The organism is Pseudomonas sp. LBUM1672, assembly GCF_059695655.1.
This window is the reverse complement of record NZ_CP166781.1, coordinates 1606121-1628519: the sequence shown is the minus strand read 5'-3', so window position 1 is coordinate 1628519 and position 22399 is coordinate 1606121. Positions and strand designations below refer to the sequence as shown.

The following is a 22399-nucleotide window of genomic DNA, read 5'->3' as shown; positions in this document are numbered from 1 at the left end:
AATGGAGGCAACCCTATTGACCTCATATAAGTACCGAAATCAACAAACTCGCCAACTCCGATTTGCTCCAATGAAAACCAGGTAGCCTCGCATTCGCCGCACAAATAAATAGTCACCCCACACCCTTTAACTACTGCTTTTACCACATCACCCTGATCACAACGCGGACACCACATTTAACACCTCACTACTTAAACGGATATGCAGTAATTACTTCATTCGTACCAGGACGAACAACAATCTTAATATTTGTCTCGCCCGCGGTACCCACAACCCGTGACATTGGAACAATATAAGCGCCAGGATCTCCTGCCACTGGGGTTCCTTTTTTCATCCAAGCCTCATCCACAACGCCTAAAATATCTTTTTTATCCACACTGAAAACACTGTGCGTTCTTTTATTCGGATTAGGGACCGAATGCTCAAGCACGTGCTTAACGCGATTATCTTGTTCAGACCCTTCGCCATAGTCAAGGCCTGCGGGAGTTGACCAAGTCCAAATAAAAGGGGACAGATTTATTTTCCGGTCACACAGCAAAATAAATAAATCTGTCCCCTTTTCATTCGGCTCTGTTAGCGGACTGTTTACCTCGCGAGCTGAGCTTCAAACACAGCCTTCAGCTATGGCTGGCGCTGCGACAATATGGCGGCCTCGAAGACGAAGATGGCCTGTCGAATTTATTGATGTTGATTGCTCAGAGGCGCGTCGGGAATCGGCCTGGTCGTATCGAGCCGCGAGCCATAAAACGAAGACCTCAAGCCTACCCCTTGCTGACCAAACCGCGTCGGTCAGCAAGGGCAGATGTCAGGAAAAATGGGCACGCAAAACATGTTAAGTAAGTGCCATTCAAATCCGTCCCCTTTTCTGTCCCTTTTCTAAGACAAATTAATCCCACCCTATTTTTTGTGAATTCTAACTACAATAGGAACAGATAAACGCTTTTGCAATCACACTTTCTGCCGAGGTTCCAGATGCTAGCAAAATAAGATCTTCACTGGATATAAAATTCGACTCCAAGTATTCAGAGAACACCACCTGACTACTTTTCACTTTCATCGCAACCACACCAAACTCCTCGCGTGCACTTTCTAACGCGACCCAATCATATGTACCGTTAAATAAAATTATTGGATAGCCAACTTTCCCACCAAAAAAATCAACAGATTCTTTGCTTATCCACTGTGCATCACTAAAACTATCAACTCCACTCACAGAAAAACAGGAGTCGACCAAAAACTCACGCCCTGAGAATTTAATGAAAACATCTGATTTAAAGCTGGAAAGACTTGCCGAAATCAGACCATGAAAAAGATCAAAGAAAGAAAGCAATGGCCTCTCGAAGAACCAAAACACAAAACCGCCGCCAACAAACACATTGGAGGGGAGATCTTTATTAAAATCAATAACTCCTGATAGCTCATCGAGTAAAAAACCCAACTTCTCGGAACTTATATTTCGCGCAGTCATCACTACTCCTCAGAAAATCTTATTTTTGTTACTGGCTTTTTAATGCCTTCGATGGTCAATGAGGCTGAAGGTTTCCCAGTGGAAGTCGAGGACGGATAGAAGCGATATGTCTTCACACCATTCGTTAAGACGGTAACTGATCCATCCTGAGAAATGGTCTTCTTATACCCGTTAGACTCTAGCGCGTTTATGGCGCTGTCCGGAGTAATTTTAGCCTCGATTTGTCCTGCACTATTGCGAGTAGCTTTCGGCAAAAATTCAATATCTGTTACTTTGGCACCTGAATCCGTCGCGTCTTTGATGGTATCCAGGTTTTTCGTGGACTTGATTTCCAGCTCGGCAACTCGCTCGCCAAGTTCAGCACCATCCTTGACAAGCATTTTACTCAAGGTTTTGCTCGATACCTCAATCCCTACTTTTGCCAGGGTCAGTCCTGCTTTAGCCGCCCCACCGACACCGGTCACTACGCTCCCGACGGTGTAAATCAACAGACCCAGATCGCGTCCCAGTTGGACCGCCTGATCATCCCCACCGGTTTCAAGCGCGAACTTTATCCGGTCGATGCTGGCCAATAGGCTATCCGTCGCCTCATCGCCTAATTTGGCGCGTACGTCAGGATCATTGACTACTGAAACGAGTCCCTGCAATCCATCAATAGGATGAGCCAGGAATTGCGCCAAACCTTCTATATCTTGCAAGCCACCTTCAGATAGGCCCTGCCTGACCCCGACAGCCGTGAGTACATCTTGCTTGGCTGAGGTACCTGCCCACTTGGCGTAGAATTGCAGCTGAGCTAATAGTCCCTCGCTCTTGGCTACTTCCAACTCCTTTTGCATCTGTACAAATTGCTGCGTCGCCAACCAGTTGTTATCGACGTTCGCCGTGGCCGCGTTGTTCGCAGTAGCAGCACCGTTCGGATTGCTCATGGCGGCAATGCCGGTCACCAGGCTGGTGATGATGTTTCGCTTTGCTTCGCGCTCCACAGCGGTTTCGTTCGGATCAGCATCAGCGAACAGCCCCGCCAGCACGCTGGCGGCGGAACCACCCAAGGCGCCAGCCGAACAGCTCTGGCTACTGGCCGCCGCGCCGGCACAACCGAGAATCGCATGGAGTGCCGCGTGTTCAGGGCTACCTTCTTTCAGGCCCTTTTTCACCAGATCGCCGATGTACGCCGAGCCTTGCTGCTGGACGTAGTTGACCACCATGTTTTGTGCGAACTGGGCACCACTACCGGCCACATTGCCGCTGATACCCGCGACCAGAGCTGTAGCAATTTGCCGATAAGTGCCTCCCGCGCCCCAGTTTTCTTCGACTTCCTTGATCTGTTGCTTGAGCGCCTGATAATTCTTGAGGTGCTTGAGTTGATCGGCCTCAGACAGTCCCGAAGTATTAAAAAGCGCTTTTTCCTTCTCGGCTTGCTCCTTCATCTGGTCGACTTCCCGCGCTTTGCTCTCGATGAGCTGCGAAACGTTCTGCACAAACTTGCCGACAATCTCAAAATCCACACCGATTTCTTCTGCATCGAAGATCGGTTTGAGTTTGTTACTCCCATCACGCTCGCTGGAGACATCGGTATTGATCGCAGCAACTGCCTGCTCAGCCGTCTGACCGGTCAGCTCCTGCTGCTTGACGGTATTGGTGATGGTGACCGCTGCGCCGCTGATCCCGCTGTGGGTGGTGCTGCTGGAGTTGCCGCTGGCGAACAGAACGATTGGCGTTGTCGCGCTCACGCCATCCTTGCTGGCAACGACTGGGCCACCTCGGTTGGCCGTGGCGCTGGCATTTCCGTTTGCATCACGGCCCATGTCGCCGCCATAACCACCACTGAGGTTGATGCTGCTGGCGTCGTACTCCGCCTTGTTTTCGACATCGGAGCTGGTCAGTGTCCCGGTACTCAGGGTGTTCTTGCCGTCGGCCACCGCTTTGTCGGTACTGGCGATGATCGCCCCGACCAAATCGGTATTGCCGGTGACTTCAACCTGGAAGCCGCCATCGCCAGCCTTGATCCCCGACTGTTCACTGACGCTGGCGTAATCGCTTTGCATGTGTTGCTGAGCGACACCACCACTGACGCTGCTATTGCCATAGCAGAACGGTGGAATGCATAGACTCACCCCTACGTTGGCGCTCGACTGTTTCGATTCGTAAGTACTGGTGTCCTGCAAGCTCTCGATGTTGAGATCACCGCCCACCTTGACCTTGACCGTTTCACCGCTGACAACGCCGCCTTTGATATTGGTATCGCCACCACTTTGCAGGCTCAGCGTATGGCCGGACTTGATCGATGAATTGGTCTGGGTGACGTCATCGCCATCAGCGCTGCCGCGCCCCTTGTTTGCGGCGAGCTCAAAGGTGATGCCATTGCTTTCACCAAAACCGAAACCGATGCCGGCGCTCCAGCCACTGTTACTGTTGGTGCTTTCCTGATGCGCCGTGTTCTGCGCGGACAGCACGTTGATCTCACCATCGGCTTTGAGGGAGACATCGCCACCGCCTTCGATCCGGCTGCCGACCACATTGATGTCGCTATCAGCCCCGGCTCCAGTGGAGACGATGTTGATGTTTCCTCCGGCAATGACCCCGCTGCCTACAACGTTACGACCGCTTTGACTGCTGTTCATGTTGCTTTGGGTATTGCTGAGGTTGACGCTGACCTTCACTCCGGCCTTAGGGTCCTGAACCATTGATTTACCGGCGTCCAGCGCCTGATCAGCACTCATCGCCGCGTTCACCGCAGCCAACGCAACCATCCGGTCGTCACTGGTTTTCTGTGCCGCGTCGCCCATTTGCTGAATGCCACGCAAGGCATCGAGTAGAGGGACGCTCACGGAACCACCAACGGCCGTTCGGCTGGTGCTCGCCGTTTTGGTCGATTCCATCGTGTCGAAACCGGCCTCGATGTCGACATGCTTGGCGGTAATGCTGATATCACCTTGTGGCGCGACCAATTGGCTGGCCGTCTGGGTGTAGTGATCACCTGCCGTCAGGCTGATATTGCCGCCCAACGATGCGATCTGGCTGCCCGATTGGCGGGTGGAGGTGTATTCATCAGCTTCCTTCTGCTTGACGATTCCCGTCGCACCCTGCCACCAGGAGCCGATCTCCCCGACTTTCTTGCTGCCGGAAGAAGAGCTAGCGCTTTCGGTATTTTCTGCGCTGGTGATTTCCAGATCACGAGCGGCATTGATAGTGATGTTCTTGTCAGCGACCAGCGTACTGCCCTCGATGACAGTGTCACGACCACTCTTGATTTGAATGCTGCCGCCACTGATATCAGTGCCGATGCTCTGGGTTGAGGTGGATTGCCCCTCTTGGGATTTTTGCGAGGAGGACAACAAGCCCGTGAACGTTGCGCTGGTCTTGCTGGAGCTTTTCGATTGAGTGGACGTTTGAGTTTCCTCGCCGGCACCAATCAGCACATCGTTACCCGCGGTGAGTTTCACCGCTTCTTCGGCACGCAACGCAGCAGCGGTCAGCGAGATGTCGTTGTCGGCTTTCAGTTCGATGTTTTTTGCGACCAGCTCAGTGCTGTTCAGGCGGGTCTGCGTGACTTCCGAGCTGCTGGACTTGCTGGAAGACCAACCCTTTTTGGATGAGGAGCTGGCTTCACTCGCAAAGTCTTCGGCGGCATCAAGATTGATATCCCGGCCAGCAGTGGCGAGCAACGTTCCATCACTGCTCAGTTTGGCGCCGGTGGCGTTGAAATCCTGACCGGCCGAGATGACCAGTTTGTTCGTAGCCGAGACACTCGAGCTGACGGATACATCCGATTCGCTCTCAGTCATCGTCGACTTTTTCTTGCCGAACGACCCCTTCTTGGTTTTCGAATAGTAGGAGTAGTCGACGTTGTCCGCTGTCTCCATGTTCACGTCATCGCCGGCGTACAGATAGGCTTCATCGCCCGCGCTCACTCGGCTGGCGATCAGGTCCAGATCCTTGCCCGCGCTGAGGGTGATGTTGCCCCCTGCATTGACGGTCGTAGACACCTGACTGACGTGATCTTCCTGACTCGTCACCTTTTTGGTCTTGTCATAGGCATGCTGTTCATCCGCCGCCGAAGCCAACGTCAGGTCGCCAACAGCGCTCATGTTGATGTCGCGCTTGGCATCGATCTGACTGGCGATGGCGGTGATGTCTCGACCGGCATTGACCTTCAGGTCCTGCCCTACATCAACAGTCGAGCCGTATTGCGTAATGGTCTGATCACGGTGCAGACCGCGCTCGCCATTGACAACTTGTTCGGCAGACACGAGGTTGACGTCACGACCCGCATTGATCGTGGTATCCGCCCCACTCTTGAGTACGCCGCCCGTGTTGTTGAAGTCTTGCCCGGCCTTGATAGTCAGGCTGTTGGCCGCTTCGATACGCGCCGCGCTGTCTACGAAGTCGGTACGCTCGTCGCGATAGCCGCTGCTGCTTTCGTGTGTGGTGACGGTGCGTTCGTTGATCACGTCGCCACGGGTGGCGGTCAGCGAGACGTCGCGGCCGGAGATGACGCCGCCGGCCTTGTTGATCAGGTTGTTGCCAGCCAGCAAGTCGAGGCGATTGCCCGCTTCCACCAGGCCGCTGTTGACCAGGTCGTTGCCGGCGGTGGCCGACAGGTTGCTGGTGGCCTTCAGGGTACCGGCGTTGTTCAGGTCCTTGCCGGCGATGAGGGTCACGTCGCTGCCCTGGATCAGGGCACCGTTTGCGGCCAGGCGATTGTTCGCGTTGGCCAGGTACAGCACCGGCACCAGCACTTGTTCGCCGTTCACTTCAGCGGTTTCCATCCAGACAATGTCGTGGGTCAGGGCCGCGACTTGTTCGGAGGTCAGGCTGACGCCGAGCGACAGGTTGAGTTCCTGTTTGCTGGCGACCGCGTTGTTCATCAGGTACTTGAACATGCTCTCGTCTGAGGTCTGTCCACCGATGAAGCGCTGGCCGGTACGGGCGACCACGGCCTGTTGGATCAGGTTCTGTTCGTAGAAACCGTCACCCAGGCGCTTGGCGCTTTGATCCGGGTCGTAGCCGAGGTTCGACAGCAGGTAATCCGAACTCATGAACTGCTTGAGGTCGGTCAGGACCGGGTTGGTTTCGATCAGGTATTTCTGAGGTTTGGACTGGCCACTGCTGGACGGCAGACCCTGGACACGGTTAACCGTGAAGGCTGTGGAGCGACCCGGCAGTGCCGAGCCGGTGGCGTCTGACGCCGGGGTACTGGCGTCGATAGCGCTGGCGCCAACGCCCACGTTCGCTGCCTGGCGATCTGCCGGGCTCAGGTTAACGGTGCTGGCCGAAGCCTGAGCGTTGCTGCCCAGCAGAATGCTCCGAGGCTGGACGCCGGGCAGCGTTTGCTGACGCTGGGTCGGGTTAACACTGGCGCCGCCCATGGTCCAGCTTTGCGGGCCGGTGGCCACTGGCGTGCTGGTGTCCTGGCCGCTCATTCGGAACAGGCCGTTCTGCCCGGTGGGCAACGCGAAGCCTGGCAAGGCCAATGGGTTGACTTGCTGCTGCGCCAGGTTAGGCGGCAACTGCTGGTTGAGGGTGATACGGGTGGAATACTGACTGCCGGACGTGCCAGTACCGGTCCGTGGACCGCTGCCCACGTAGGTGTAGCCCGGGCGCACGACACTGTTGTTGATGTTGTTCTGGGCGTTGATGTTGACCGAGCCTGCAGCCTGGATCACGGCGGCAAAACTCTGGTCGCTGGAGGCAATTTTCCGGGTGCTGCCCAATCCCGGTAACTCTCTTTCGGTCATGCCGATAAAGTTGGCCATGCCGGCTTCAAGGCCACTCAGGTCATTGGCGTTGTAGCCGCTGCTTTCATACCAGTACTTGTTCGTGAAGTTATTGGCGGCGCTGTACCAGCCGCCTGCGCTGCTGGTCCGTTCCGACATGTAGATTCGGGTGGTTTCGGTTTCACCGGTTTCCACACCGCTGTTGGTCAGGTTGACCAGCGAGGCCGTCAGGTTCCCGCCTGTGGCGATGGTGCTGCTCTGGTTCAGCAGGTCGCCGCCCGTCAGGGTCAAGTCCCCGCCGGCGGTGATGCTGGAGGCGGCGCTGGCGTCGGTGACTTCGAGTTTGTCGCGCTGCACGATCTCCCAGGCGTGGTTCTGCTTGCCGCTGCAGTCACCGGCGTTGACCCCTTCAATGCACGTGACTTCGCCAATCCGGGCGGTGTAGATGCCTGCGTTGTTGACGGTGAGCACGGCCCGAATGTTCTGGATCGTGCTGGCTGCCAGGCTCATGGTGCCGTCGCTTTGAATAGACGACGAACTGTTCAAGATGCTGTTGGCACGTCCGCCGTTGCCATCACGATCGATGCTCAGGTTTCGCAGGCTGTAGACGTTGGCGTAGCTGTTGTTGAAGTCGGCAACGCGCAGCGACATGTTGCCGCCGCTGAAAATCAGACCGCCGCTGTTGACCAGGTTTCCGGTCGTGAGTGTCAGGTCGCCACCGGCTGCCAGTGTGCCGTAGTTTCTTACCCCGCCTGCGGTGATCGTCATCCCGCTCCCGGAGGTCAGCCGCCCGCCATTATCCAGTTGCCCACTGACATTGAGCGTGGTGTTACCACCACCGGCAATGCTCGACGTGGCGGCATTGAGGCTCACTTGCGCGGCGCTCAGGCCAAGAGTTCCAAGACTGCTGAGACGCCCGCCGCCCCAGTAAGCACCGCTCAGACCGACGCTCAGGCTGCCATCACTGGCAATCAAGCCTTCGTTGAACCAATTGACGCCGGTCCCGACGAGGCTGTCGGAAGCCAGCAACTGGCCGCTTGCGGTCTGGGTGAAGTTGTTGACGTTGACGGTCAGGCGTCCGGCCTGAATGACGTTGCTGTTGCTCCAGGTATCGGCGTTAAGCGTCAAACCGCCGCGAGTAACGATGGTGCCACCGGCACCAGTAACGTTCGCGGTGGAAATGTCGAAGGTGCCGTTGCCCACATGCAGCAGGCTGCCGCCGCCGTTGAGGAAACTGCCCACCGCCATACCGAGGTCGGTGTTGGCGCTTTCGAGGGTGCCATTGCGGTTATCGAAGAGACCGCCAATCTGGAAGCTGGTTTTACCGCTGGTGCCCAGGGCGCGCAGTTGACCGGTCTGGTTGTCGAGGCTGGCGGCCTTGATCGCCAGGGTGCTGTCGCTCTCGATGATGCCCAGGCGGTTGTTCAGGGCGCCGGTGAGGTTGAGGTCGATTTGTTGACCGGCGACTTGCCCGCCGTTGTCGCCACTGTTGTCAAAATTGTTGCCCGTGACATTGATTTTGCCTTTGGCATACAGACCGCCGTTACGGTTGTCGAAGTTACCGGTGGCGATGATCGCGTCACCGCTTTGCGCAGAAATGCGCCCGCCATAGTTGTCGATCCCGCCCAGGGCGGTCAGGTTCAGGCGTTGGGCCTGGGTGATGCCGCCCTGACGGTTGTTATTCAGGTCATAGCCGTTTTTCAGCACGCCGGTCAGGTGAGCGGTGAACGCGGCTTGCAGGCTGGAGAGCACGCCGCCACGGTTGTCGAGGTTGCCGGCAGTGATGCTCAGGTCACCGGCCTTGGCGACGATCCGGCCGCTTTGGTTGTCGATATCGCTGCCTGCAATCAGGTTTAGCGTCCCGCCACTTTGCAGAGTGCCCTTGGCGTTGGCGAGGCTGGCGGCCTGGATTTTCAGGTCGCCATTCTGGCTGTAGATCAGGCCGTCGGCGCTGTTCTGAACGGCGCCCGGCGTGGTGATGGTCAGCAAGTTGTTGGCCGCGACGGTGCCGCGATTGCGGTTGTCCAGGCCACCGGTGAGCAGCGTCATCAAGCCTTGGCTGGCGAGTTGGCCGCCCTGGTTATTGATCTGGGTGGTGCGCTGGATCAGCAGCGAGCCGCCGCTAGCGAGTTTGCCGTTGGTGTTGGTCAGGGCACCGAGCAGATCCACGGTGACCGCGGCGTTGCCGGCCAGATTGCCACCGGTGTTATCCAGCGTGCTGCCGGTGAAACTCAGGGCCTGTTCGGCGTTGACGGTGCCGCTGGCGTTGCCCAGGGTCATGGCTTGCATGGCCAGGGTTGCGCCACTGGAAATCAAACCGCCTTGGGCGTTGTTCAACAGACCACTGAGGGTCAGGGTCTGGGCACCGGCACTGGAGAGGATGCCAGTGCTGCTGTTATCCAGGTTCGCCGCGTTGACGCTCAGGTTCCCCAGGCTGACCAGCGCGCCGTTTGCGCTGTTGAGCAGGTCACCGCTGACCGTGACGGCCATGTCACCGGGAACGTTTATGCCGGTGTCGACATGACCACTCGACAGCGTGCCTTTGTTGCGGTTATCCAGGCTGTTGCTGGTCAGGCTCAGGCCTTTCCAGCCGGAGATCAGGCCGCCCTGGTTGTTCACGGTATCAGCGTTTACCGTCAGCAGGTTTTTGCTGATCAGTCGGCCGCTGCCGTTATCCAGCGCACGGGGTTTCAGGTCGATACTCTGGCTGCTGGAAATTTCGCCGCTGCGGTTATTCAAGTCACGCAGGTGCTGGATGCTCAGGGCACCGGTTGTGGTGATCAGCCCGCCACCGCTGTTGTTCAGGTCACCGGTGGCTGCGCCGAAATCGATGGCAATCGCGCTGCCCAGCAGCGAACCGTTCTGGTTGTTGATACCGCTGCTGTTGATGGTCAGACCAGTGGTGCCGTTGATCAGCCCCAGGTCCTGGTTTTTCAATTGTCCGTCGAGGTTCAGGTTGAGACTGGCGAGACTGGTCAAGGTGCCGCCGCTGTTGTCCAGGCTGGCCGCTTTGACGTCGAGCGCTGCGGCCGCAATCATGCCTTTGATGCTGGTCAGCGCCTGCTCGATGCGCAGGGTCAGGCTTTGATTGCTCAGCACCTTGCCGGTGCTGTTGTCCAGGCTGCGCGCTGCCAGTGTGAAGGCCTGGGCGCTGGAGATTTCACCGTCGCCGGTGTTGTTGACGTCCGCCAGGTTCTTGAGCATCAGCAAGGGTGCGCTGATCAACCCTTTTTGATTGTTCAACTGGCCGTGGTTCAGGTCCAGTTCGAGGGACGTGTTGCTGAACAACTGCCCGCCTTGTTGATCCAGGCCCGTGACGCTGGCGGTCAGCGCACCGACACTGGCGATACGGCCTTTGTCCTGGTTGGTCAGTTGGGTGGCCGTCAGGTCCAGGCTGTCGCCGCTGTTCAAGCGTCCGTTGTGGCTGTTATCGAGCGACCCGGTGTTGACGACGACTGCGCCTTTGCCGCTGATGCTGCCCTTGTTGCGGTTGTCGAGGCTGGCGCTTTTAAGCGTGAGGCCGGCGTCCGTCACAATTTCGCCGCCCTGGTTGAGCACCACGCCTGTGGTGGTCAGGGTCAACGGCCCGGCAGCGGACAGGGTGCCGAGTGTATTGGTCAGACTGGCGGCCGTGACACTCAATGTGCCTTCGGCGCTCAGCACGCCCTGACTGTTGTTCAGATCAGCCGTGAGATCGACCTTCAGGTTTTTCTGGCTCAACAGAGTGCCGCCGCTGTTGTCCAGTTCGCGGCCGGTCAACGTCAGGTCAGTCTTGCCGGACAGCAAGCCTTTGGCGCGGTTGATTACCTGATCCACCGTCAAGGACAGCGCACCTTCGGCGAACACCTGGCCGCCATCGCTGTTGTTCAGACTGTTACCGATCACGGTGACGTGTGACTTGCTCGACAACTCACCACCGCGGTTGTCGATGGACCCGACGTTCAATTGCAGCGCATTGTTCGCGCCGACGAGACCGCCGTTGCGGTTGTCGAGGTGAGTGCCCGTCAGCGTCAAGGCACCGGTTGCGACCAGTTGGCCGCCGTGGTTGTCGAGCGTCGCGACGTTGGCCGTGACATCGGTTTTACCGGCGATCTGGCCACCGGTGTTGTCGAGGTTGTCGGCGCTGAGGTGCACATCACCGTCGGCGATCAGTGTGCCGTCCTGGTTGACGAGCTGACCCTCAACCGTCAGCCCGAGCGTGCCGCGACTGCTGATCAGCCCGCCGCTGTTGTCCAGGCGCGCGCTGTGCACATCCACAGTCTGGGCAGCGATCAGGCCTTTGATGCTGGCAAGCAGTTGTTCGATGCGCAGGGTCAGGCCCTGGTTGCTGATCAACCTGCCGTTGCTGTTGTCCAGGCTGCGGGCGGCCAGTGTGAAGGCCTGGGCGCTGGAGATTTCACCGCCTTGGTTGTTGACGTCATTGAGGTTCTTCAACATCAGCAAAGGAGCGTTGATCAGGCCATTCTGGTTGTTCAGTTGCCCGTTATTCACATCCAGGCTCAGAGAGGTTTTGCTGAAAAGCTGACCGCCCTGTTGATCGAAACCGGTAACACTGGCGGTCAACGCCTTTTCGCTGGCGATCCGGCTGCCCACGCCATTGCTGACCTGAGTCGCGGTCAGGTCGAGGGTGTCGCCGCTGATCAAGCGACCGCCCTGGGTGTTATCGAACGCGCCGGTCGTTACGGTGATCGCATTTTTGCCACTGAGCAGACCGCTCTGGCTGTTGTTCAGGTTTTGGCTCTTGAGCGTCAGACCGCTGTTGGTGGTGATGGAACCACCCTGGTTGATCAATGCGCCGGTCGTGGTCACCGCCAACACGCCGGCGCTCGACAGGCTACCGCGGGTGTTGTCGAGACTGGCGGCATTGACCGTCAGCGTGCCTTCGCTGCTGATCAGCCCATCGATAGTGCTCAAGGCGTTGTCGAGACGAATATCCAGCCCTGACTGCGCGACGAGGCTGCCGCCGCTATTGTCCAGGCTCTGGCCCGCAACTTCAGTGATGCCCTTGCCGAACAACAGCCCCTTGGTCTGGTTGATGATCTGCGCCACTTTCAGGCCCAGATCGGTCCCGGCCAGAATCTTGCCGTTGTCGCTGTTGTTCAGGCGCAGGCCTTGCAGACTCACATCAACGGCACTGGAGATTTCACCGCCACGGTTGTCTATCTCATCGACATTGAGTTTCAGCGCTTTTGTCGCGCCTACCAGACCGCCGTTGCGGTTATCGAGGCCCTTGCCGTTGAGCGCCAGCATCCCTTGGGCGACCAGTTCACCGCTCTGGTTGGTGAACTGCGCAACGTTTGCCGTCAGATCGGTTTTGCTGGAGATGCGGCCGCTGCTGTTGTCGACGCTGGCCGCGTCCAGACGCACCGGGCCTGCCGCACTAAGCAGGCCACCGCGGTTGTCCAGATGAGTACCGTTGAAGGTGACGGACGCCTGACTGTTGAGCAGGCCTTGCTGGCGGTTATCCAGTTGCCCGACGTTCAGTTGCAGGTCGTTGCCGGCGCGCACTTTGCCGGTGCGGTTGTCCAGCGAATCGCTGCGCAGGGTCAGACGGTCCTTGCCGGTCAGGTTGCCATTACGGTTGTCGAGGCTGCCGGTCTGCAGGTCGACCGCACCTTTGGCGCTCAGATCACCGTTCTGGTTGTCGAACAAACCCGTGATGCGCGCGGTCAGGCTGCCATCGCTGACCAGACCGCCGCCATGACTATTGTCCAGGCTGGCCGCGTAGATACTCACGCTCTGCCCCGAACCCAGTACACCATTCTGGTTATTCAGAGCACCGATCAGGCCGATGTTCAGCGCAACGTCACCCGTCACCTGACCGTCACTGTTGTCCAGGGTTGTCGCGGAAACGCTGGTATTGCCCGCGCTTGAGACTTCGCCATTGTGGTTGTTCAAGTGCCCGAGGGTGGCGGTGAGGTTGCCGTTGCTGGTGATCACACCCTGGGTGTTGAGAACCTGAGTAGCGCTCAAATTCACCGCGCCACTGCCCTGCACCCGCCCATTGTTCTGGTTGTCCAAAGTCCCGGCGTTGATGTTGGTGGCGTGTTGAGCGCTAAGCGTGCCGCCCTGGTTACTTAATGTCTGTGCGGTATTGATCGACAGGTTGCGGCTGGCAACCACGCTTTTGCCGGTGTTGTTGAGGTTTTGTGCGATCAGACTTACATCGCCATTGGCATTGCGACTGTTATCGGCATTGACCCCGGCCTCGATCACGCCATTGTTGGTCAACTGCCCGCCGGCACTGAGGGCGATGCCGTCCCGGGCCGCGAGGGTTTGCTGGTTGGTCAGGTCGCCTTGGGTTTGCACATTGACGGAACTGCCGGCATAGACCGGTCCCTGGGCGTCGAGGCTGGCGGCTTTGACGTTCACCGCGCCGGCGGCAGAGGTCTGCGCCAGGCTCAGATGGCCATTGGCGTCGATCTGGATATCACCGCCACTGGCCGCCAGGTTGCCGGCCAGTTTCACCCCGACCCCGGCTTCGGTACCGACCAGTTTGATCGCCCCGGCGTACATCCCGCCCAGTGCCGACGAGTCGATGGCCAGTTGCGGTTTCGCGCTGCCGTCATCGGCGCGAGCGATGGCGTTGAGCGTCTGTGCATTGACGTCGTTGCGACCGGCCACAATCGTCAGGTTTTTCGCCTGAATCTCGGCATTGATCTTCGCGCTGCGGGTGATGATTTCGAAGCTGTCGACGTTGTTGGCATTCAGCCCGGCGCCGTCGATGGAAACGCTGCCCTGATCGACCTGAAAGCGATCCAGACGACCGTTGTCCAGCACCGGTTTGCCGGTGGTCAACGTCACACGCGGCGTATTGATAAACCCACAGCCGTTGCAGCTGATGCCGTACGGGTTGGCGACGATCACCCGCGCCGACTGCCCCGCCACTTCCGTATAACCGCGCAACTGGCTCGGGCTGCCGCCAACCACTTCGTTGAGGATGGTTTGCGCCGCGACGCGGTTGGTGAGGTTGGGGTTGCCGACGATGATGCCGCCCAATTGCGTCGCGCCGGTCTGGTTGGCGACGTTGTTGAGGATGACGCCTTGGGTGCCGACGTTGTAATCGTGAAACTGGTTATGCGACAGGCCGGTGCCATTGGGCGTGGCAATATTGACGATCGGCACACCGTTGCCCGCCTGACCGAGACTGGTGCCCGGCGAGGCCACGACGATCCCTTCCGCCTGCGCCCACATCGGTTGCCAGAACATTACGTTGGCCAACAGGAACGCCACTCCCCGCTTGGGCATGCCCCAGAAGTGCTCGCGGGTTTTCACGGCGGCAGAAGGTTGGCGAGCGAGAAAGGCGTACTGGCGAACGTCCATGTGGTAGGTCTCGATGCAACGAAGTTAGAGGAAGAAATCCATGCGGAAATAGATCGGCGCTTCGCGCTCGGTCAGGGTGTCCGGACGTTCGAGGGAATGAGCAAAGGTCACGCTGGCGGCGAGGTGCTGACCTCGGGCAAACACCTCCACCGAGTTGCTGGACAGGCGTCCGTGCTGGTCGCCGTTGTAGCGATCGCCACGAATCACACCCTGGTCGTAACCGAGGCTGGTGCCGTATTCGGCGAACACCGGGCGCAACCATTCCAGCGTCACTGGACGGCTCCAGCGCAGGTCGTTGCGCCAGTAACCGCCGCTGTCGCCGGACAAGGATTGATCCTTGTAACCACGGATCGACGACTGCCCGCCGAGGCTGGTGCGCTGCGGGCTGAACAGCACGTCTTCACTGCGTTGGCCGGTCATCAGGCTGCTGAAACTGAACGACTCGCCCCACACCTTGAACGGTTGCAGATAGCTCGCGGTGGCGGTGTATTTGCGGTAGCGCGCATCCGGTTCACCGGGACCCGGGTGACCGTTGCCCTGGGCATCGAACGCGCCGATGCCTTGCTGCATGCCGAGGTCAAGGTTGACGAACGCACTGCCGACTCGCCGACCGTGGTTGATGCCGAACTGCGCTTCGCTGATGCGGTTGCTGCTCAGCTTGAGCTTGCTGTCTTCGATGAAGTTATTGGTGCGCAGGTACGACAAGCCGGTGCTGAGGGAAGTCTTGCTTACGGCGTCGCGATGGATCACCCGCTCGGCGCGCAATTGATGGTTTTCGCTGTCGCCGGTCTGCTTGAAGTTGAAGCCGTTGGCTTGCGCCTGCGAGCGGTACTCACTCTGGCTGTAGGTGTAATTGAAGTTCCACCAGCCCAACGGCAAGTTGTAATTGAGCAGCGCGTTGTTGGAGGTGTGCTGGTGATCGGTCATCGCATCGTGACCGCCGCGCAGATTCAACTGATCCGCCAAACCCAGCGGACTGTCCCAGTCAAACGTGGTGCCCCACTGCTGCTCGCCAGTACTGCGCTGGCCATCGTTGCTGCGGGACAACCCGGCACGCCAGGGCTTTTGCGGCGAGTTCTTGACCAGCACTTCGCTGCCGCCGACGTTCTTGCCCGGCGCCAATTCCATCTGCGCCTGATTCGATGGCAAACGGTTGAGCTGATCGACCAGTTGCTCGATTTCCCGCAGATTGACCAGCTCGCCAGTCTTGCCGGGAAAAGCCATGCCCAACTCACGATCCGACAGCTTGCTGCCCTCCGCGCCCTTCAAGCCTTCGAGCTTGCCTTCGACCACCAGCACCTTCAAATGCCCACCGGACAAATCCTGCTGCGGCAAATAGGCACGGCTGGTGACCAGGCCTTTTTCGATGTAGTGATCGGTGATGACTTTCAGCAACTCATTGAGCTGCGTGACGCCCAGGCACTGCCCGATGTACGGCTTGAGCAGGCGGTTTTTCTCGCGCTCGGAAAGGCTGTCGGCGCCTTTGAGTTCGATGTCCTTGATCGGGAAGCAACGGGTGTCGGTGGGCGCCGTCGGGGCGGCGGGTTTGACTTCCTTGCCGGGTAATTCCTTGAGCTCTTCGAGACGCCGACGTTGCTCTTCGAGCAGGCGATCCTGGCGTTCACGGATGAGGTCGGTTTCCCCTGGAGTGGGGGCGCCATGAGCAAGATTCAGCGGAGAAAGGCACAGCAAAGCCAGGCACAACCTCGCCGCGAGGGCGGCTGGGTACATGTTCGATCCCTCGAAATGGAGACTGATAGCACAATAGTGGCGCGATGTTAGAGAGCCATCATTCTGACGTCAAATAATGGATCCACTCAAATAGATTAGGCGACGAACGGTCACGGTAAAATCAGCTGCTTCCTGCTAGCGCGCAGGACGTTTCCTGATGCATTCAAGAAAAGCGACCACGACTGACAGGGCATTTCCGAAAGACGATGTGTCCTACAGAAAGCTGAACTTTCGCCAAGGCAGAGCCTCCACCGTTTAACCGCCCAACACGGAACTCGAGGCTTTCCATGAAAACGTTAATGACGCTTACTCTCGTTGCCACATTTGCCTGCGCCCTCCCAGCCTGGGCTTGCACCCCCGAGGAAGCCACCGCCAAGCGCGAACAACTGGCCAAGGAAGTGACCAGACTCACGGAACAGAATCCGGCCAAGGCCAAAGAGATCAATGCCGAGTTGCAGAAGATGGATATGGGGACCGCCAGCGCGGATTTACCCGACAAATGCCAGTTGATTGATCAGCGGTTGAAAGAGCTGAAGACGGCGGATAAAAAAGCCGAGAGTTGAAAACAGGTATTGCAGCCTCCGGGCATTCCTACCCAAGAATGACGGTTCCTCCGGCGCTGCCAAAAGCGCCGATCTTTCGTTCTGGAATTTGCACTAGTGCATTTAGTTATTTGCATAAACGCATAAACCACCTAAGGTTACCTCGAGCCCGGATCGGAGCCGGCCATCCAGCATGGCGAACCGCACACGCCGATCGCTCAGCAACACCGCCACAGACCCACTAGCTGGACGCTAGTTTTCACTCATGGAGGATTGAAAAATGTTAACCACTGAAGCAACGCAATTCACCGGCGAAACCCTGCCAAGGTGCCTGACCGGTCATCTGCTCAACCCGCAACTGTCCGATGTCAAATCAGCTGCACCACTCAGTGCACTGGCTGCTGCCAGCCTGAACTTCACGATGCAGAAACAAACCCAGACCAACTGGTGTTGGGCAGCCGTTTCCGCCTCGGTCGGCAACTATTACGGCACCGGGTCCTGGACCCAATGCGGCGTGGCCACCGCTGCGCTGGACCGCAACTGCTGCAATCAACCGGGGCCGTGCAACGTGTATGGCTATCTGGATTCAGCCCTGACGATTACCCGCAGTTTCAACGGCATGAACCAGGGTTCGCTGCAGATGACGGCCATCCAGAACCAGATCAACATGGGCAGACCGATCGGTTTGCGTTGTGCCTGGTACGGTGGCGGTGCGCACTTCCTGACGATCTATGGCACCAACGGTAATTACGTGCTGGTTGCGGACTCGATCTACGGCTACTCGACCCGCGCGTTGAACTCGTTCCCCGGTTCTTACAACGGCGGCGGCAGCTGGACCAACACTTACTTCACCGTTAAAAACTAGGAGGGCGACATCATGCAACTGACTTATCCAAAGGCGCCTTCCAACGGCGTGCAGACATTGCGTCCGGCGCTGCAAGCCGCCTTGCAAACCCAAGGCTTCGGCGTCAATCGCCAGTTTGCTGCCGCCACGCCCGGCAAGATCAGCGTCAGCGAGGCTTACCGTGGTTACTCGCTCAGCCTCGAGGACGTGAGCCAGGGCAAAGGCCTGAAAGACGCCAAGGTTGGCGATTGGCATTACCTGGTGTTTTCCGATGGCGTGACGATTGCCGATGCGCAACTGGCTGATGTCCGTGGCCATGTCGAGTTCTCTTCGCTGAACCACGGGGCCATGGCGGCCGCGACGGTCGGCGCGTTGAAACTGGCGGAACAGTCGCCGCAACTGCAGGGTAAAACCGTTGAACTGCGGGTGTTGTTTGTTTCGGCATTGCACTTGGTGGCGATCTGGCTGCATGCAGACGATAGCGACGTGCTGATCCCGATTGAGCCGACCCCCAGGGAACTGGCGGTCACTCAGTTGTACAGCGAAACCGCGCTACTCGCCCTGCTCAAACCGAAGGCTGATCAAGCCAAACAACGCTTCGATGCGGACACCCGTGGGCTGTTGGGGAGCTGACAAACATTGGACGTAAAAAAACCCGGACACTGTCCGGGTTTTTTATTGAAAAGCTACAGCTATTGGCGATCAGTCAGGCACGACACTAACCCTGTGGCGAGGGGGCTTGCCCCCGTTGGACTGCGCAGCAGTCCCTTCTTTCCAGAGAGCATGGGGGGCCGCTTCGCGACCCAACGGGGGCAAGCCCCCTCGCCACAAAAGCCCCTAGCCACAGGTTTTGTGCTCGCCGTACCTTAACTGACTGACCGCGCTTTATTCAGCTGCTGGCGCTTCCGGCTTGCGGCGTTTGAGCGGTGCCATGCCGTCCTTGCTGACCAGCGACAGGGCGTCGGTCTTCGGGCGATTGGCGATCTTGCGCTTGGTCGGTGCCTTGGCGCCGGTTTTCTTCTTGTCGCCCTTGGCGTCGACCTTTTTCTTCTTCACGCCAACGGCTTTGCCGGAGGCCTTGACCTTTTTCGGTCCGCCGTAGGTGCCTTTGACTTCCTTGATGGTGCGGCGCTCGAAGCTCTGCTTGAGATAGCGCTCGACGCTCGACATCAGGTTCCAGTCGCCGTGGCAGATCAGCGAGATGGCCAGGCCATCGTTGCCGGCGCGGCCGGTGCGACCGATGCGGTGAACGTATTCGTCGCCGCTGCGCGGCATGTCGAAGTTGATCACCAGGTCCAGGCCTTCCACGTCGAGGCCGCGAGCAGCGACGTCGGTGGCGACGAGGATTTTCACGCCGCCCTGCTTCAGGCGGTCGATGGCCAGCTTGCGGTCTTTCTGGTCTTTGTCACCGTGCAGCACGAACGCTTTGTATTCCTGCGCCACCAGACGGCCGTAGATACGGTCGGCCATGGCCCGGGTATTGGTGAACACGATGGCCTTCTGATAGGTCTCGTTGGCCAGCAGCCAGTTCACGATCTGTTCTTTGTGCTGGTTGTGGTCAGCGGTGATGATCTGCTGACGGGTGGTCGCGTTCAGATCGCTGACGTTGTTCAGCTGCAAGTGTTCCGGATTGTTCAGGACCTTGGCGACCATCTCGCGCAAGCCCGAACCACCGGTGGTGGCCGAGAACAGCATGGTCTGCTGACGGTTGGTGCACTCTTCCACCAGACGCTGTACGTCTTCGGCAAAGCCCATGTCGAGCATGCGGTCGGCTTCGTCGAGGACCAGCACTTCGACTTCTTTCAAGTCCAGGTTGCCAGCGTTCAGTTGCTCGATCATCCGACCCGGCGTACCGATCAGGATGTCCGGTACCTTGCGCAGCATGGCGGCCTGAACCTTGAAGTCTTCACCGCCAGTGATCAGGCCGGACTTGATGAACGTGAATTGCGCGAAGCGCTCAACTTCCTTGATGGTCTGCTGGGCCAGCTCGCGGGTCGGCAGCAGGATCAGGGTCTTGATGCTGACACGGACTTTGGCCGGGCCGATCAAGCGGTTGAGGATCGGCAAAACGAAGGCAGCGGTTTTGCCGCTACCGGTTTGCGCTGTCACCCGCAGGTCACGCCCCTGGAGCGCCAGCGGGATAGCCGCTGCTTGCACAGGCGTTGGCTCGACAAATTTAAGCTCGGCCACGGCTTTGAGCAGGCGTTCGTGCAGGGCGAATTGGGAAAACACGGGTGCTACCTCGAAGAAATACAAAAAAACAGCTGCATAGGGTAACGGTTTCGAGCGCCGAGGCCGAGTTTCTTTATGCAAACGGCGGTAAACAGTGGCTTTTTTGTTGCCTGATTTGTCTCTAAACGTCATGCAAAGCGTCTTAAATGCTCTAATCGCCCCGTCGCGTCCTATAGAAGAACCGTTTTTGCCCATGGATATCAAACAGCTCTGGCTCAACGTCCAAGACCTCTGGGGTGCCCTCGATCAGCACCCGCTCCTGCATTCCACCCTGGCGTTGATCCTGCTGCTGGTGGTGGCGCTGGTCCTCGGACGAGTGGCGCGCTACCTCATTATTCACGCGACCAAAATGCTCGGCCGCCAACCGGCCCTGCACTGGGTCAACGATTTTCGACACAACAAAGTTTTTCACCGGTTGGCGCAGATGACGCCATCACTGGTGATCCAGTTCGGCCTGTACCTGGTGCCGGATCTGAGCAAGACCAGCCTGATTTTCCTCGGCAACGTCGCACTCGCTTTCACCATCCTGTTCCTGGTGCTGTCGGTCAGTGCCCTGCTCAGTGCGCTGCTGGACATCTACGCCCGCACCGAACACGCCCGCACCCGCTCGATCAAAGGCTACGTGCAGCTGGCGAAAATGGTCTTGTACGTGTTTGGCGCGATCATCATTGTCGCGACGCTGATCGACCGTTCGCCGCTGTTGTTGCTGTCCGGTCTGGGTGCCATGTCGGCGGTGATTCTGTTGGTCTACAAGGACACGCTGCTGTCGTTTGTCGCCAGCGTGCAACTGACCAGCAACGACATGCTGCGGGTTGGCGACTGGATCGAGATGCCGCAGGTCGGTGCCGACGGTGACGTGGTCGACATCACCCTGCACACGGTGAAGGTGCAGAATTTCGACAAAACCATCGTTTCGATCCCGACCTGGCGCCTGATGTCCGAGTCGTTCAAGAACTGGCGCGGCATGCAGCAGTCCGGCGGCCGACGGATCAAGCGCAGTCTGTTCATCGACGCCAGCGGTGTGCGCTTCATTCGTGATGACGAAGAAAAGAAGCTGTCCCAGGTGCACCTGCTGACTGATTACATCAGCCGCAAGCAGGCTGAACTCAAGGCCTGGAACGAGGCTCAGGGCAACGTCGCGGCGATGTCGGCCAACCGGCGGCGGATGACCAACATAGGGACGTTCCGCGCCTATGCGTTGGCGTATCTGAAGAGTCACCCGGAGGTCCAGCCGAACATGACCTGCATGGTCCGCCAGATGCAAACCACTGCGCAGGGCATTCCGCTGGAAATCTACTGCTTCACCCGCACCACGGCGTGGGCGGATTACGAGCGGATTCAGGGGGATATTTTTGATTACCTGCTGGCGGTGCTGCCGGAGTTCGGGTTGAGCCTGTATCAGCAGCCGAGTGGCGGGGATTTGCGCTCGGGGCTGCTCCCTGCCGTGCTCGGCGCAAGCCACATTCCCGAGCCTGAAAAGCACATCATGTAGCACCACATCCCCCTGTAGGAGCGAGGCTTGCCCGCGAAGGCGGTGTATCAGCCTACATTAATGTTGATTGACACACCGTCTTCGCGGGCAAGCCTCGCTCCTACAAGGTACGGATTGCGGTGGGTCTGATGCCCAACCGACTGATCCACACCGCTATCAAAATCACCGATCCACCAAACAACAACCGCCCCAGCTCTTCATGCTGATTCCAGATCAGCAGATTGATCAGCAATCCCACTGGCACATGCAGGTTGTTCATCACCGCCAGCGTCCCGCCATTCACCAGGCAGGCGCCCTTGTTCCACCAGTACAACCCCAACGCGGTCGAGACCAGGCCGAGGAACAGCAGCACGCCCCACTGCAACGGTGCCTCGGGCAGGAAGTTCTGTTTGCCGAACATCAGGAACGCCGGCAATGCCACCGCCAGCGCGCCCAGGTAGAAATAGCCAAAACGTCGGTAATGCGGCAGATCGCTCGGATGACGCGCCACCAGATGCTTATAAAGCACTTGCCCGGCGGCGTAGGTGAAGTTGGCCAGTTGCAGCAGCAGGAAGCCCATGAAGAAATCCGGGTTGATCCGGTCGTAACGGATCACCGCCGCGCCGAGCACCGCTACCAGTGCCGCCACCAGCGCCCACGGATTGAAGCGCCGGTTCAGGGCGTCTTCGATCAGGGTCACGTGCAGCGGCGTGAGGATGGTAAACAGCAACACTTCCGGCACCGTCAACACCCGGAAGCTCAGGTACAGGCAGACGTAGGTCACGCCGAACTGCAACGCGCCGATCAGCAGCATGCCACGCATGAACGCCGGCTCGACCGAGCGCCAGCGGGTCAACGGAATAAACACCAGCCCCGCCAGCAGCACACGCACCAGCACCGCGAAGTAACTGTCGACATGACCGGCCAGGTATTCGCCGATCAGACTGAAGGAAAACGCCTGGATCAGCGTGACAAAAAGTAGATAGCCCATGCTCGCCTCGTTTCGAATGGCGGCGACGATAACGGGTTTTGCCCTTCACCGCGACAGCCGGCCACACACAGATCCCCTGT

10 protein-coding genes and 1 pseudogene are annotated in these 22399 nt (G+C 58.4%); 5 read left to right on the top strand and 6 right to left on the bottom strand.

Annotation, left to right across the window (positions count from 1 at the left end):
• Positions 1–187: 187 nt before the first annotated feature.
• A complete protein-coding gene (locus ACA053_RS07290; protein ID WP_497394847.1) occupies positions 188–376 on the bottom strand; it encodes a hypothetical protein in 189 nt (62 codons plus the stop codon).
• A 188-nt stretch (positions 377–564) separates the two neighbouring features.
• Between ACA053_RS07290 and ACA053_RS07285 the strand changes: the two are divergent.
• Positions 565–840, top strand: a pseudogene (locus ACA053_RS07285) (IS4 family transposase); the annotation flags it as partial.
• Between the two features lie 73 nt (positions 841–913).
• Here the strand turns inward: ACA053_RS07285 and ACA053_RS07280 are convergent.
• The 3 genes from ACA053_RS07280 to ACA053_RS07270 are packed head-to-tail and all read right to left on the bottom strand — an operon-like array spanning position 914 to position 16239.
• Entirely contained in the window at positions 914–1468 is a 555-nt protein-coding gene (locus ACA053_RS07280) for a hypothetical protein (RefSeq protein ID WP_497394845.1), read from the bottom strand.
• 2 nt (positions 1469–1470) lie between these two features.
• Positions 1471–14508: a hemagglutinin repeat-containing protein gene (locus ACA053_RS07275; protein WP_497394843.1), complete on the bottom strand. Its 13038-nt coding sequence runs from the start codon at positions 14506–14508 to the stop codon at positions 1471–1473.
• Positions 14509–14532: 24 nt separating this feature from the next.
• On the bottom strand, positions 14533–16239 hold the full coding sequence (locus ACA053_RS07270) for a ShlB/FhaC/HecB family hemolysin secretion/activation protein (protein ID WP_497394841.1): 1707 nt from the start codon (positions 16237–16239) through the stop codon (positions 14533–14535).
• A 287-nt stretch (positions 16240–16526) separates the two neighbouring features.
• Here ACA053_RS07270 and ACA053_RS07265 point away from each other — a divergent pair, with 287 nt between their 5' ends.
• The 3 genes from ACA053_RS07265 to ACA053_RS07255 all read left to right on the top strand — a co-directional run bounded on the left by ACA053_RS07265 (position 16527) and on the right by ACA053_RS07255 (position 18258).
• Positions 16527–16802 carry a hypothetical protein gene (locus tag ACA053_RS07265; protein ID WP_497394839.1) on the top strand — a complete coding sequence of 92 codons (276 nt, stop codon included), beginning with the start codon at positions 16527–16529 and terminating at the stop codon, positions 16800–16802.
• 259 nt (positions 16803–17061) lie between these two features.
• Entirely contained in the window at positions 17062–17646 is a 585-nt protein-coding gene (locus ACA053_RS07260) for a papain-like cysteine protease family protein (RefSeq protein ID WP_497394837.1), read from the top strand.
• Between the two features lie 12 nt (positions 17647–17658).
• Entirely contained in the window at positions 17659–18258 is a 600-nt protein-coding gene (locus ACA053_RS07255) for a hypothetical protein (RefSeq protein ID WP_497394836.1), read from the top strand.
• A gap of 252 nt (positions 18259–18510) precedes the next feature.
• Here the strand turns inward: ACA053_RS07255 and ACA053_RS07250 are convergent, their stop codons facing one another.
• Positions 18511–19857, bottom strand: a complete 1347-nt coding sequence (locus ACA053_RS07250) for a DEAD/DEAH box helicase (RefSeq protein WP_008153197.1) — start codon at positions 19855–19857, stop codon at positions 18511–18513.
• A gap of 193 nt (positions 19858–20050) precedes the next feature.
• Between ACA053_RS07250 and ACA053_RS07245 the strand changes: the two genes are divergently transcribed.
• Positions 20051–21349 (top strand): mechanosensitive ion channel family protein, encoded by a 1299-nt coding sequence (locus ACA053_RS07245; RefSeq protein ID WP_497394835.1) that lies wholly within the window; start codon positions 20051–20053, stop codon positions 21347–21349.
• A gap of 100 nt (positions 21350–21449) precedes the next feature.
• Here the strand turns inward: ACA053_RS07245 and ACA053_RS07240 are convergent, their stop codons facing one another.
• Complete coding sequence (locus ACA053_RS07240) at positions 21450–22319, bottom strand: carboxylate/amino acid/amine transporter (protein ID WP_497394834.1); 870 nt, start codon at positions 22317–22319, stop codon at positions 21450–21452.
• Positions 22320–22399: the final 80 nt, after the last annotated feature.